The sequence below is a fragment of the Amycolatopsis sp. cmx-4-54 genome (genome assembly GCF_046548895.1).
Taxonomy (GTDB): domain Bacteria; phylum Actinomycetota; class Actinomycetes; order Mycobacteriales; family Pseudonocardiaceae; genus Amycolatopsis.
Genome location: NZ_JAEBEJ010000017.1, coordinates 142,751 through 156,630 on the forward strand (window position 1 = coordinate 142,751; position 13,880 = coordinate 156,630).

Below are 13,880 nucleotides of genomic sequence, written 5' to 3' on the forward strand. Positions count from 1 at the left end.
CTAACAAGTGGGACGTGAGCACCGACACCCCGATCATCGAGACCTCGTCGTTCCCGCTGTCCGTTGCCGGTGACGAGATCACCGCCGCGCAGTTGCACGGCATCCTCCGCCTGCGCGTGGATGTGTTCGTCGTCGAGCAGGACTGCGCCTATCACGAGATCGACGGACGCGACCTGCTGCCCGGCACCCGGCATCTCTGGATCGGGGGTTCGGTCGCCGTCGATTCGTACCTGCGGGTGCTGCAGGACGCCGGCGGCACCTTCCGCATCGGCAGGGTGTGCACGGCCGTCCGCTCGCGCGGCAAGGGACTGGCGGGACGGCTGATGGAGACCGCGCTCGCGGGGATCGGGGACGCGCCGTGCGTCCTCGACGCACAGACGTACGCGACGGATTTCTACGCCAAGTACGGCTTCGTGGTCGAAGGCGAAGAGTTCATGGAAGACGGGATCCCGCACATCACGATGTGGCGCCGGGAGGCGCCGCGGCCGTGATCACCCCGACCGCGCGGTCCACGTCGGCCTCGGTGAGGTCGGCCCGCGCGGTCAGGCGCAGGCGGGAGATGCCGTCGGGTACCGACGGCGGGCGGAAGCAGCCGACCCGCACGCCCTGATCGGCGCACGCGGCCGCCCACGCGACGGCCGATTCCGGGGATGGTGCCTGTACCGAAATCACCGCGGCGTCCGGAAGACCGACCCGGAAACCCGCGGATTTCAGCTGCATCGCGAGATTTCCGGCGGCTTCGGTCACCTTGGTGGCCAGCTCGGGCTCGGCCTTCAACGCGCTGAGGGCGGCCAGCGCGGCGGCGGCACTGGCGGGCGCGAGACCGGTGTCGAAAATGAAGCTGCGTGCGGTGTCCACGAGATGCTTGATCACCCGACGCGGTCCGAGTACCGCTCCGCCTTGTGCCCCAAGGGATTTCGATAGCGTGATCGTGGTGACGACATCCGGCGCGGCGGAGAGTCCCGCCGCGTGGACGGCGCCGCGGCCGCCCTCTCCGAGGACACCGAAGCCGTGCGCGTCGTCGACGAGCAGTGAGGCGCCGTGCTCCCGGCAGACACCGGCGAGCTGCTCCAGCGGGGCGATGTCGCCGTCGACGGAGAACACCGAATCGGTGACGACGAGCGCGCGCGGCTTACGGCGGGTCGCGAGCGCGTGTTTGAAGGCGCTCGGGTCGCTGTGCGCGACGGCGGCGATGTCCGAGCGGGACAGGCGGCAGCCCTCGATCAGCGAGGCGTGGATGTACTTGTCCGTGACGATCGCGGAATCCGCGCCGGACAGCGCCGTGACCGCGCCGAGGTTCGCGGTGAAGCCGGACGAGAAGACCAGCGCGGCCTGTGTGCCGCAGAAGCGGGCGAGTTCGTGCTCGAGTTCGGCGTGGACCTCGGTGGTGCCGGAGACGAGCCGGGAGCCGGTGGCCCCGGCGCCCCAGCGCAACGCGGCCGCGGCGGCGGCACCGGCGACGCGCTTGTCCCTGGCGAGCCCGAGGTAGTCGTTACCCGCGAGATCCAGCTCCGGTTCCTGCGCCTGCCGGATGCGCAGCTTGCGCACCAGCCCGGCCTCGGCCCGCTTCTCCGCCTCCACGTCGAGCCAGTCGAAGACCTGGTCGGGCGGGAGGTTCTGGGAAGCGGGGCCGGAAGAAGTCACGTCCCGCAGTCTCCCATCCGCGCCTCGCGGTGTGCTGTGGTGGTCCCCACTGCGAACGCAATGAAAGGTCCTTTCCTTGCAAATTTTGCAAGGAAAGGACCTTTCATGGCACTAGCCGCCGGGGGAAACCGGCTTCAGTTACTTCAGCTGTCGTAGCTGCGACGCGGGCGGCCGTTGCCCGGACGCTGCGGGCGGCCGTTGCCGCCGCCGGACTCGCCGCGACGCGGGCGGCCGCGGAAACCGCCGGGACGGCCGCCTTCGCGGTGACCGTGACCCTCGCGCGAACCCTGGTAACCGCCGCGGTCGCCGCCACCGTAGCCGCGGCCACCGCCGCGACGCGGGGATTCACGACGACGCTCGACGACCGGCTCGCCGCTGGGCTGCTGCGCACCGGTGATACGAGCGAGCTCGGCGTCGCCCGGGCGGACCGTGGTCTGCTCGGCGCGGACACCGGCGCGGTCGGTCATCCGGCGCACCATGCGGCGCTGGTCGTGGGTGACCAGCGTGACCACGACACCGGACGCCCCGGCGCGCGCGGTGCGGCCGGCGCGGTGCAGGTAGTCCTTGTGGTCGGCGGCCGGGTCGACGTGCAGCACCAGCGAGATGTCGTCGACGTGGATACCGCGCGCGGCGACGTCCGTGGCGACGAGGACGGGCGCGAAGCCCTCCTTGAAGTCCGCGAGGACGCGGTTGCGCTGGCCCTGGGTCTTGCCGCCGTGCAGCGCGGCCGCGTGGACGCCCTTCTCGCGCAGGCGCTCGGTGAGGCGGTCCACGTGGTGCTTGGTGCGGACGAACATGATCGTGCGGCCCTCACGGGCGCCGATCTCGGTGATGATGTCCTGCTTGTCCTGGTGCGACACCTGGAACACGTGGTGGTCCATGGTGGTGACGCTCGCGGTCGACGGGGCGACCGAATGCGTGACCGGGTCGGTCAGGTACGCGCGGACCAGCCTGTCGACGTCACCGTCGAGGGTGGCCGAGAACAGCAGGCGCTGGCCGCGGGCCGGGGTCAGGTCGAGGATCTCGCGGACCTGCGGCATGAAGCCCATGTCGGCCATCTGGTCGGCCTCGTCGAGCGCGACGAAGTTGATGTCGGACAGCGACGCGGTGCCCTGGCGGACGTGGTCCGACAGCCGGCCGGGGGTGGCGATCAGCAGGTCGACGCCGCGGGAAAGCGCGTCGGCCTGGCGGGTGAAGGCCATCCCGCCGACGGCGGTGCGGCACCACAGGCCGAGCGACTTGGCCAGCGGGGTCAGCGAGTCGGCGACCTGCATGGCCAGCTCGCGGGTCGGGACCAGGATCAGCGCGCGCGGGTGCTTCGGACGGGCGCGGCCGCCGTTGAGCCGGGTCAGCATCGCGAGGCCGAAGGCCAGGGTCTTGCCGGAACCGGTCTGGGCGCGGCCGAGCACGTCGCGACCGGCGAGCGCGTCGGGGATGGTCGCCGACTGGATCGGGAAGGGGGTGGTGATTCCGGCGTCGGCCAGTGCCCGCAGCAGCGGCTCGGGAAGCCCGAGCTCCGCCCAGGTCGTGGCCTTGACACTCTCGACGGCGTCGTTGTGCAGCATCGCGTCACCCGCGGGGCGGGTGCGCGGCTTGCGGTGCTGACGCGCCGACGGTGAGGTGGGGCCGGAGTTGAACGTGACTGTCACAAATGCCTCTCGGACGTGGCACGTCGCAAGGAGGCCCGGGCTGCCCGCACGCAGGCAAGGCAAGATGGTGTGCACAGATGGGCGTTCACAGGGACGAACCCGGCACACCGCGTCTGCGTGACACCGCGCGCCAATTGGTTGATACGGATACCGCGAGCCATTCGGTTGGCTTTGGAGGCGACGGACACCACTCATCCACGCCGCCGGTTGCGGTCTGTCACTACTGTACCGGACCGTTATCCGGCCTCCCAACCCGAGGGACCGATTGTGGGCAGGGTCTCCACGAAGGGCCGTTCCCGGCACCGCGCGCCGGGAACGACCCTTTCATGACACTGTGGACGGTCACCGGAGACCGGCGATCTCCTTCAGCTCCTCGATCAGCTCCGGAACGGCCGTGAGCCGCTCCGACAGCCCCCGCGAGTGGAACCACGTCGCGATGTTCCGCACGTCCCGCGCGAGGAACTCCAGCCCACCCGGATTGGCCACGATGTCGACCACCTGCGGCAAATCGATCACCATGATCCGCTCACGGTGGACGAGCAGGTTGTACGCCGAGAGGTCGCCGTGCGCGAGCCCCTGCGACGCCAGCAGTTCCAGCATCGCCGCGGTCTGGAACCACAGTTCCCGCAACTGCTCGGGCTCCGGCCGGACCTGCGCCAGGCGCGGCGCGGCCGTCTCACCGTCGCCGAGGAATTCCAGCAACAGCTCCGTGCCGTCACGCTGCACCGGGTACGGCACCGGCGCGCCGACCGCCCAAAGCCTGCTCAGCGCGCCGAATTCGGCCACGGCCCACTGTTCGGCGATGAGGTTGCGGCCGAAGCTGCTGCGCGACTCCATGGCCCGCATCTCCCGCGACCGCCGCATCCGCCTGCCTTCGAGGTAGCCGGCGTCGCGATGGAACAGCCGGTGCTCGCCGCTGCGATACCGCTTGGCGGCGAGCACGACGCCGTCGGTACCGGGCAGATTGCGCCGGACGAGGTGGACGTCCGCCTCCTTGCCGGTCTTGAGGATGCCGAGTTCGGTGTCCACCGCCGCCAGTTCGGTGATCACCCAGTCCGGGCGTGGCAGCGGACCGTGCTCCGCTTCTCCCCACGTGCTCCAGCGGTCGGCGCCGTCGGGGATGGCGGTTTCGGTGTAGGCGTCATCACGCAGCCGGGCGAGCCGGACGCGTTCGGCTTCGGTGAGCCGTCCGCCGCGCGTGGGTTCGGGCTCGTCGTCGAAACGGGCACGACGGGTGCGGCGAGGACGTTGTTCGTAGGACTCTTCGAGATCGTGCTTGCGCACTGGTGGGTTCTCCTAGATCAGGGATGCCCCACCGGGCGAGCGTCGTGGCTCAGCCTCGAGGGGCGAGTGGATGGGGGCGGGCAACGCCCCGGACAGTCATCAGCACGAGGCACCTCCCTGTCGCATCCACCGGCTCCCTGCCGGATCGCGCACGATCATCCCCGACCCCTCCGGACGACCGCAACCGATTTAATTTCGTGTGTGTTCTGGGTCGTCTCTTAGGTACCTACGTGGATCCCGGCCGCGGTTGACTCTCGGGCCTGGTGGTCCGTGAAGGCCTCCTTGAGGGACCCAGAGTCCCTCAAGGAGGCCTTCACGGACTCGGTAACCGCGCGCCTACGCCGACCGCAGCCGTGCCAGCTCGCTCCGCGACCGCACCTTCAGCTTCCGCAGGACGCTCGCGACGTGCTGTTCCACCGTGCGCCGGGACAGGAACAGCACCTCGGCGATCTCCCGGTTGGTGTGCCCGGCGGCCAGCAGGCGGGCGACGTCGCGCTCGCGGGGGGACAGTTCGTCGCCGTAACCACGGCGGCCACGTCGCGACGGGGCGACCGCGCCGGTGGACCGGAAGGCGTGGCGGCAGCGCGCGGCGTCGCGGGTGGCGCCGAGGTGGTCGAAGGTCTCCGCGAGCGCCGCGAAGGTCTCGGCGACGTCCTCGTTGCGGGCCAGACGGCAGCGCGTGGCGCGTTCGGCGATCAGCGCCGCGTGATACGGCGCGGGAAGACCGTCGAACCGGGCCCTTGCCCGCTCGAAGGCCTCGATCGCCTCCGTGTGCTCACCCCGTGACGCCGCGACGAGCCCGCGGTTCGCGGCCAGCGCCGCCAGGGTCGACGGCGCGTCGAGGTCGCCGATCTCGCGTTCGAACTCGTCGGTCAGCGCCTGTGCCTCGGCGTCCCGCCCGGTGGCGCAGTAGGCGTCGGCGGCGGCCATCAGCAGATCGGCGCCCCAGGCCCAAACGCCCTTGGCGCGCAAGAGTTCCAGTCCCTTTTCGGCCTGCGCGACGGCGGCCTCGCCGAGGTCCTGCGCGAGCAGCATGCCCGCCATCCCGGCGTGCGCGGCGATCGCGACCGGGGTGAACGCGTTCTCCGGCTGGTCCGCCGCGGTGCCGGCGAACCGGGCCGCGGCCTCGTCCCATTCGCCGCGGGCGGCGGCGAGCAGACCGAGGACCAGGCACAGTTCGCTGGTCACGGGCAGGAGGTCGCGGTACTCGTCGATCAGCGCGCAGGCCCGTTCGGCGAGGCCGTCCCAGTTCCCGGTGAGCCAGTCGGTGTGGACGGCCGTCGCGCGGGCGGTGCTGACGACGTACGGCGCCCCGCAGTCGGCGGCCAGCTGCATCCCACTGTGCAACAGGCTTCTGGCTCGCCGATGATGGCCGGTCCAGGCGCAGGCGTCGGCGCTGTTGCAGTGCAGCCGCGCCAGATGCCGCTGTTCGTCGGCGGAACCGACGCTGGTGGGCGCCCGGTCCAGCATGTCCCAGCCGCGCGCGTCCCCGATGTGCAGCCGCGACGCCGTGTTGTTGGCCAGCAGGATGATCTTCAGCCGCCGGTCGGTCGCCCGCTCGATGAGCTCGTCCACCCGGTCCATCCAGCGCCGGTGCTCCCGCAGCGGGGTCGCGCCGACCCACGGCTGCGCGAGGACGCCCATCCCACGGCCCGCCAGGTCGGGCCGGTCGGCGAGGTCGTTGACGGCGATCTCGATCTCGGTCCTCGCCGCCTCCAGCCCGCCTGCCTGGCGCACCAGCAGGAGCCCGAGCCCCAGCCGGACCTCACCGCTCAGGCGTCCGGAGAGCCTGCCGTCGGTGAGCAGCCGCTCCAGCGCCGGGACGACCTCGGTCTGCGCGAGACCGTTGCAGGCCACCGAACTGAACTTGACCGCCAGTCTGTCCACATCGGACGGTTGCAGGCCCGGTTCGTCGAGCAGGGTGCGGAGCAGATCCGTCGCGGTCGCGAGATCACCGACCGCCGACGCCTGGTCCGCGGCCGCTTCGCCGTACTTCAGGGCACCGGCCCGGTCACCCGCCTTGCGGCAGTGCTCGGCCAGCCGTACCAGCGATTGGGGCAGGCGATCGCGCAGCAGCCGCGCGGCCCGCCGGTGCAGTTCCTGGCGGTCGGGGCCCGGGATGGTGCGGTACGCGGCCTGCTGGGCGAACGCGTGCCGGAAGCCGTATGTGCCTTCCCCGGTCTCCACCAGGACGTTGCGTTCGAGCGCGATGACGAGCCCGCGGCGGGCGCGCTCGGGGGTGAGCGCCGCCGCGGCGGCCAGCAGGTCCGAAGTGGACGGTGTGGCGAGGACCGCGGCGGCTTCGGCGATCCGCCGGGCGGCGGGCGGCAGCGCGACGAGGTGTTCGACCGTCGCTTCCCGCAGCAGCGCCGGGACTTCGACCGTGTCGAGCAGATGCCGCGCGGTCGCGCCGTCGGCGTGCACCGCGCCCTCGACGCCTCCGATCGCGTGCACGATCTCCTCGACCACGAACGGGATCCCCCCGGTCCGCTCGTGCAGCCGCGCGGCGAACTCGGCGGACACATTCGCTTCGCCGAGCAGCGTCGATACCAGCGCTTGGACGCCGTCGCGGTCCAAGGGCCGGAGGGTGACGAGCGCGTGCGCGGTGCCGGGCGCCGGACGGTAGGCGCTGCCGAGCGGGATGCCGCCGGGCGTCTCTTCCCGCCGGTACGTGAGCAGGAGGGTCAGGCCCGCGGGCGGGTCGGTCATCAGGAACCGCAGCAGGCGGCGGGATCCGTCGTCCGCCCAATGGAGGTCTTCGATGCGCAGGACGTGCGGGCCCAGCGAACCGAGCAGTTCCCGGACGGCGCGGAAGAGCCGGTGCCGTTCGGCCCTCGGATCACCGAGCCGGGGCGGCGGCTCAGGCAGGAAGGCCGCGAGTTCCGGCAGATAGGGCGCGAGGACACCGGTCACGGGGTTGAGGTCGCGCGCCGGGCGGATGTCTTTCAGCGCGTCGAAGACCACGCCGTACGGGAAGGGCTCGCGCAGCGGCTGGCAGGTTCCGGTGAGGACCGGCCGTCCGCCCAGTTCGGGGCAGGCCAGCAGTTCGGCGGCGAGCCGGGTCTTGCCCACCCCCGCTTCCCCTTCGAGCATGAGCACCGACGGCGAGCGCATCGCGCTGTCGAGGAGTTCGCGTAGTTCCGCCTCACGGCCGACGAGCACGGGCGCGCTCGTCCTGCGTCGGCAGCCACCGATCACCATTGCCGGGTCACCCCCGCTTCACGAACCACACCGTTCGAGTGAACGCAGCTTAAGCGCCTGCTTAGTGATCACGGAACCCACTCGGACCGGCACAGAACTTTCGTAGGGACGGGGCGTTCACCTATTAGATACGTAGTCCTACGGAGTGTTGCCTCGCTTGTTCGCGCAGGTACCGCCACCCGAAAGTGATTCATGCGTGACTGCACGTCACGGCGTCGGCCCGGATCCTCGCCGGCGTGAACCACCTGTTCGAGTGAACGGAGCTCAGGAAATGCGTGGAGAACTTCGACGTCACCGGATCGCGGGTGCGGTGCTCGCCGGGGCCTGTGCGGCGGCCACCGTGGCCTTCGCCGGACCGGCCGCGGCCGCCGAGGGGCAGATCCGCGGCGCCGGTGTGCCGGGAGCCGTCACGGACGGGTACATCGTGTCGCTCAAGAGCGGCGACGCCGGCCTCGCGGCCAAGTACGGCGGCCAGGTGAAGGCGACCTATACCGCCGCGCTGAACGGTTTCTCGGCGAAGATGACCGAGGCACAGGCGAAACGCCTCGCCGCCGACCCGAACGTCGACTTCGTCCAGCAGGACGCGGTCGCGCATATGACCGGCACCCAGACCAACCCCACCTGGGGCCTGGACCGGATCGACCAGAAGAACCTGCCGCTGGACAAGAAGTACACCTACCCGAACACCGGATCCGGGGCGACGGTCTACGTCCTCGACACCGGTGTGGACTACCGCCAGTCCGAATTCGGCGGCCGGGCGACCAGCGGGTACGACTTCATCGACAACGACAGCGACGCCCGCGACTGCCAGGGCCACGGCACGCACGTCGCCGGTACCGTCGGCAGTGCCACCTACGGCGTCGCGAAGGGCGCCAAGATCGTCTCGGTCCGCGTGCTGAACTGCCAGGGCAGCGGCCAGTACTCGCAGATCATCAGCGGGATCGACTGGGTCGTGAAGAACGCGAAGGGCCCGTCGGTGCTCACCATGAGCCTCGGTGGCCCGGCCGACTCCGGTGTCGACGCCGCCGTGCGCCGCGCCGTGTCCGCGGGTATCACCAACACGGTGGCCTCCGGCAATTCCAACACGGACGCCTGCTCCACCAGCCCGGCCCGCGTCCGTGAGGCCATCACCGTCAACGCCACCCAGAGCGACGACCGCCGGTCCTCGTTCTCGAACTACGGCAGCTGCACCGACATCTTCGCGCCGGGCACCAGCATCACCTCCCTGCGCAACGGTGGCGGCACCCAGCAGATGAGCGGTACCTCGATGGCGACGCCGCACGTCGCCGGCGCGGCCGCGATCTACCTGACCTCGAACCCGTCGGCCACCCCGGCCGCCGTCGCCTCCGGTCTCGCCAACGCCGCCACCAGTGGTGTCGTCAAGAGCCCGGGCACCGGTTCGACGAACAAGCTGCTGAACGTGGCGGGTCTCTGATGCGGCGCGGCGTGCGGGCCGGTGTGGTGGCCGTCGCGGCCACCGCGCTGGCCGCGCTCGCCGCGGGCAACGCCCTCGCCGCGGAGGCGGAAGGCGTTGTCGTGCAGGCGAAGCAGCACTACGGCGATCAGTACATCGTGGAGCTCCACGAGGTAGGCGCCATGGCGGTCGAGCAGTCCTCGGCCGCGCTGACAGGCCGTTACGGCGGCGAGGTCCGGTCGGCGTACAAGAACGTGCTCCGCGGGTTCTCGGTCAAGGGCATGTCCGAGCGTCAGGCGCGACGGCTAGCGGCCGACCCGGCGGTCAAGACGGTGTACCAGGACGGCACCGCGCGTGCCGTGGGCACGCAGACCAACCCCACCTGGGGCATCGACCGGGTCGACCAGAAGAACCTGCCGCTCGACAAGAGCTACACCTACCCGAACACGGGTGAGGGCGTCACCGCGTACGACCTCGACACCGGGATCAACCCGGAGAACCCTGAGTACGAGGGACGCGCGTCGGTCGGCAAAGACTTCTTCGGCGGCAACGGGAAGGACTGCAACGGGCACGGCAGTCACACCGCGGGCACCATCGGCAGCAAGACCTACGGCGTGGCGAAGAAGGTCAAGCTCGTCGGGCTGAAGGTGCTGGGCAACGACTGTTCGGGCAACGGTCCCGACTCGGGCATCATCGACGCGGCCGAATGGATCACCGCGAACGGCACCAAACCGGCGGTGGCGAACCTGAGCCTCCGGATGGATCAGGCCGGGGTCGGCGACGACGTCATCAAGAAGTCCATCGCGGCGGGCTTCGTCTACGTGGTGGCCGCGGGCAACGAGAACCAGAACGCCTGCAACGTCAGCCCCGCGCGGGTCCCCGAGGCGATCACGGTCGGCGCCTCGGACATCAACGACAACAAGTCGTCGTTCTCCAACCACAGTTCGTGCGTGGACATCTTCGCCCCTGGCAGCAACATCACGTCGCTGTCCACTTCGAACGGTGGTACGGCGGTCAACAACGGCACGTCGATGGCCACGCCCCACGTGGTGGGCGCGGCGGCGATGTACCTGGCGGCGAACCCCGGCGCCACCGCGCAGCAGACGCGGGACGCGCTGGTGAACAACGCCTCGGACGGCGTGCTCAAGGGCCTGCCGAGTGGTACGGCCAACAAGCTGGTGAACGTGTCGTTCATCGGCGGCGGTGGCCCCACGCCCACGTGCGGGGCCAAATCCAACACGACACCGGTGTCCATTCCGGACGCGGGTGACGCGGTGACCAGTTCGGTGACGCAGGAAGGCTGCGACGGCAAGGCGTCGGCGACGCTGCCCGTCAAGGTCGACATCGCGCACACCTACACCGGTGACCTGGCGATAGACCTGATCGGGCCGAGCGGTGCGGTATTCGGCCTCAAGCAGGCGGGAGGGATCGGCGAGGCGGGCGGCGTGCACACGTCGTACACGGTGAACGCCTCGTCCGAACCGGCGAACGGGACCTGGAAACTACGGGTCCGTGACGTCTACCGGTTCGACAGCGGGACGATCGAAGGCTTCTCCATCACCTTCTGAGTCCTTGCGAACGGCGGTGCGCCGCGGTCACGATGACCGCGGCGCATCGTCGTTTTCGCTGGGAGGCTCGCATGGAATCGTTCGACGCCGTGATCGTCGGTGGCGGGCACAACGGGCTGGTGGCGGCGGCCTACCTGGCCAGGGCAGGCCGCTCGGTGCTGGTGCTGGAACGGCGCGACGAGGTCGGCGGGGCGGCGGTCTCCTTCCGTGCCTTCCCCGGCGTCGACGTCCGGCTGTCGCGGTACTCGTACCTGGTGAGCCTGCTACCGCGCGAGATCATCGCGGATCTCGGGCTGAGCCTCGCTCTGCGGCGGCGGCGGATGTCGTCGTACACACCCGTCGGCGACGGCGGTCTCCTTGTCGACACGGGTGACGACGGCCGGACCTCGGCGTCGTTCTCCGCGCTCACCGGGTCCACCGAGGATTTCGAGGCGTGGCGGCGGTTCTACGCGATGACGGCTCAGGTCGCGGAACGGACGTTCCCCACCCTGACCGAACCGCTGGTGTCCAGGGAGGAACTAAGTTCGGGCATCGAGCCGGCGGCGTGGGACGCGCTGTTCGAACGGCCGATCTCGGAGACGCTCACCGGGATGTTCGGCGACGACACCGTCCGCGGCGTCGTCCTGACCGACGCGCTGATCGGGACGTTCGCCGGAGCCGGGGATTTCCGGCAGAACCTGTGCCTGCTCTACCACGTGATCGGCAACGGGACCGGCGATTGGGACGTGCCGGTGGGCGGGATGGGCGCGGTGACCGGGGCGCTCGCGTCGGCCGCGTCTTCCGCCGGGGCACGGCTGGTGACCGGCGCCGAAGTGCTGTCGGTCGACCCCGGTGGCTCAGTGCGCTACCGGCTCGGCGACGACGAATTCACCGTGCGCGGCGGACACGTGCTGTCGAACGTCGCGCCTCGGACGCTCGCGCGGTTGCTGGGGGAGGAGCCGCCGGAGGCACCGGAAGGCGCTCAGCTCAAGGTGAACATGGTGCTCTCACGGCTGCCGAGGCTGCGCGATGCGAGCGTCGATCCGCGGGAGGCGTTCGGCGGGACGTTCCATGTCAACGAAGGATACGGGCAGCTGGCGACGGCCTACGCCGAGGCGGCGGCGGGCCGGATCCCGTCGCTGCCGCCGTGCGAGATCTACTGTCATTCGCTGACCGACCCGTCGATCCTCGGCCCGGCCGAACGGGCCGCCGGGGTGCAGACGCTGACGTTGTTCGGCCTGCACATGCCCGCGCGGCTGTTCGAGGGGCGCAACGACGCCGCGCGCGACGAGGCGTTGCGGGCGACGTTGTCCTCTTTGGACAGTGTGCTGGCCGAGCCGATCGAGGACTGCGTGCTGCGTTCGCCGGACGGCGGGTTGTGCGTCGAGGCGAAGACGCCGCTGGACCTCGAAGCCGAGCTGGGACTGCCCGCGGGACACATCTTCCATCGCGATCTGTCGTGGCCGTATGCCGCGGATGCCGCTCAGGTGGGCCGCTGGGGTGTCGAGACCGCACACGAGCGGGTCCTGCTCTGCGGCGCGGGCGCCGTCCGGGGCGGCGGTGTCTCGGGCATCCCCGGACACAATGCCGCGATGGCGGTGCTCGCCCCGTCCTGAAGTCCGTGAAGGCCTCCTTGAGGGACCCAGAGTCCCTCAAGGAGGCCTTCACGGACTTGTCTCGCTACTGGACGGTGAGGGTGTAGGTCGCGGTGGAGGTCTTGCCCGCCGAGTCCGTCGCGGTGACGGTCACCGGGTACGTACCGCGCTGGAACGGCGCGACCACCTGCATGGTCGAACTGCCGCCGCTCGAGATCGTCTTCGGGTTGAAGAACGGTGCGAACGGCAGTCCCTGCCCGGACGCCGACAACGTGATCGAGCCCGTGCCGCCGGTGGCGGAAACCGTGACATTGCTGAAGAAGCCGGGCTGCGACGTTCCGCTGGTGGGGCTCAGGCCCACCTTGAGTTCGCCGGGCTGCGGCCCGCCGTCGCCGACGGTCAGCGTCAGGTTCGTGGTCGCGGTGTCGGTGGTGCCCTTGCCCGAAATCGTGACGGCGTAGTCCTTTTGGGCCGTCCCGGCGGGCACCTCGATGCTCACCTTCGCCGACTCACCCGAGTTGATGGACGTGGGCTGGAACGTGGCCGTCGCGCCCTCGGGAAGACCTGAAGCGCTGAGATCGACCTTCTCCGCACCGTTCTTGCCGGGCTTGCTGGTCACCGTGGCCGAAACGTACTTGCCCGGCTCGACTTTGAGAGCCGACGGAGTCACCCCGAGCGAGAACTTCTCCGGGTTCTGCGGCTCGCCGATCTGCTGCTTGACCCAGTCGCCCATCTCGTTGTTGAGCCTGCCGTAAACGCTGTACCACTTGAAGTCGCTGCGGCTCCACGACGCGACACCGACGACCTTGCCGTCCACGATCAGCGGCCCGCCGCTGTCGCCGGGCAGGATGGTGACGCGGCCGTCGCTGTAGCCGCTGCAGATCATCGTGGCGTCTTTGAAGCCCGCGCCGACCCCGCTGCAGTTGCTGCCCTGGACGATCGGCAGCGTGAACTTGTGCAGTTCGACGTTCGCGGGGCTGTCGTTGTGGTTCTTCTTGCCGTAGCCGAGCCCGAGCCCGGACTGGCCCGGCTTGTGGAGCTCCGTGTCGGCCGACGTCGCGACCTTCGCGTACTGGCCACCCGGCACCGGGATGTCGGCGTCGGTGGTGACGACGGCGACGTCGTAACCCTGGTCGAAGTTGACGTACTTCGGGTGCTTTTCGTAGCTGACGACGCCGATCCGCGTTCCGCCACCGGCGTTGAGATCGTCCAGCCCGTACAGGAAGGACTTCTCGCCGGCCGCGTCCTTGCAGTGCGCGGCGATCAGGATCTTGCGCGGCGCGACGACCGACCCGGTGCACGTCTGACCCTGCGGCCGCGTCCCGCCTTCGCGCAGGCCCGCGATGATGAACGGGTGGTCCTTGACCGAGGCGGGAGTGCCGCCGATGGAGTTCGTGTGCAGTCCACCGGGGACGACCGCTTGATCCGTCGGGGTGACGGCCGGCAGGTTCGCGGCGGCCGCCGGAGCGGGCAGGAGGACCGAAAGGCAGCCGAGGGTGGCGGTGGCGATCCCCAGTAGCCGTTGTCTTCTGTTCACGGTGATTCC

At 70.2% G+C, this 13,880-nt stretch carries 9 protein-coding genes; 4 read left to right on the top strand and 5 right to left on the bottom strand.

The window, feature by feature from the left end; all coding sequences use genetic code 11:
* The first annotated feature begins 14 nt into the window (after nucleotides 1-14).
* Nucleotides 15-491 carry a GNAT family N-acetyltransferase gene (locus ACLJQ7_RS38675; protein ID WP_410653151.1) on the top strand — a complete coding sequence of 159 codons (477 nt, stop codon included), beginning with the start codon at nucleotides 15-17 and terminating at the stop codon, nucleotides 489-491.
* Here the strand turns inward: ACLJQ7_RS38675 and ACLJQ7_RS38680 are convergent.
* From ACLJQ7_RS38680 to ACLJQ7_RS38695, 4 genes are all read right to left on the bottom strand, one after another.
* Nucleotides 457-1,644: an 8-amino-7-oxononanoate synthase gene (locus ACLJQ7_RS38680; RefSeq protein WP_410653152.1), complete on the bottom strand. Its 1,188-nt coding sequence runs from the start codon at nucleotides 1,642-1,644 to the stop codon at nucleotides 457-459. The genes ACLJQ7_RS38675 and ACLJQ7_RS38680 overlap by 35 nt on opposite strands.
* 143 nt (nucleotides 1,645-1,787) lie before the next feature.
* Nucleotides 1,788-3,293: a DEAD/DEAH box helicase gene (locus ACLJQ7_RS38685; protein WP_410653153.1), complete on the bottom strand. Its 1,506-nt coding sequence runs from the start codon at nucleotides 3,291-3,293 to the stop codon at nucleotides 1,788-1,790.
* Between the two features lie 342 nt (nucleotides 3,294-3,635).
* Complete coding sequence (locus ACLJQ7_RS38690; protein WP_410653154.1) at nucleotides 3,636-4,577, bottom strand: serine protein kinase RIO; 942 nt, start codon at nucleotides 4,575-4,577, stop codon at nucleotides 3,636-3,638.
* 336 nt (nucleotides 4,578-4,913) lie between these two features.
* A complete protein-coding gene (locus ACLJQ7_RS38695) occupies nucleotides 4,914-7,739 on the bottom strand; it encodes an ATP-binding protein (RefSeq protein WP_410653155.1) in 2,826 nt (941 codons plus the stop codon).
* A gap of 310 nt (nucleotides 7,740-8,049) precedes the next feature.
* Here ACLJQ7_RS38695 and ACLJQ7_RS38700 point away from each other — a divergent pair, with 310 nt between their 5' ends.
* The 3 genes from ACLJQ7_RS38700 to ACLJQ7_RS38710 all read left to right on the top strand — a co-directional run bounded on the left by ACLJQ7_RS38700 (nucleotide 8,050) and on the right by ACLJQ7_RS38710 (nucleotide 12,355).
* A complete protein-coding gene (locus ACLJQ7_RS38700; RefSeq protein ID WP_410653156.1) occupies nucleotides 8,050-9,213 on the top strand; it encodes a S8 family peptidase in 1,164 nt (387 codons plus the stop codon).
* Nucleotides 9,213-10,760, top strand: coding sequence for a S8 family serine peptidase (locus tag ACLJQ7_RS38705; protein WP_410653158.1), 1,548 nt, complete (start codon nucleotides 9,213-9,215; stop codon nucleotides 10,758-10,760). The genes ACLJQ7_RS38700 and ACLJQ7_RS38705 overlap by 1 nt, the downstream gene beginning before the upstream one ends.
* A 71-nt stretch (nucleotides 10,761-10,831) precedes the next feature.
* Nucleotides 10,832-12,355, top strand: a complete 1,524-nt coding sequence (locus tag ACLJQ7_RS38710; RefSeq protein ID WP_410653159.1) for a phytoene desaturase family protein — start codon at nucleotides 10,832-10,834, stop codon at nucleotides 12,353-12,355.
* 64 nt (nucleotides 12,356-12,419) lie between these two features.
* On the opposite strand, the gene ACLJQ7_RS38715 is transcribed toward ACLJQ7_RS38710, so the two are convergent.
* On the bottom strand, nucleotides 12,420-13,871 hold the full coding sequence (locus tag ACLJQ7_RS38715; RefSeq protein ID WP_410653160.1) for a trypsin-like serine protease: 1,452 nt from the start codon (nucleotides 13,869-13,871) through the stop codon (nucleotides 12,420-12,422).
* Between the last annotated feature and the right edge of the window lie 9 nt (nucleotides 13,872-13,880).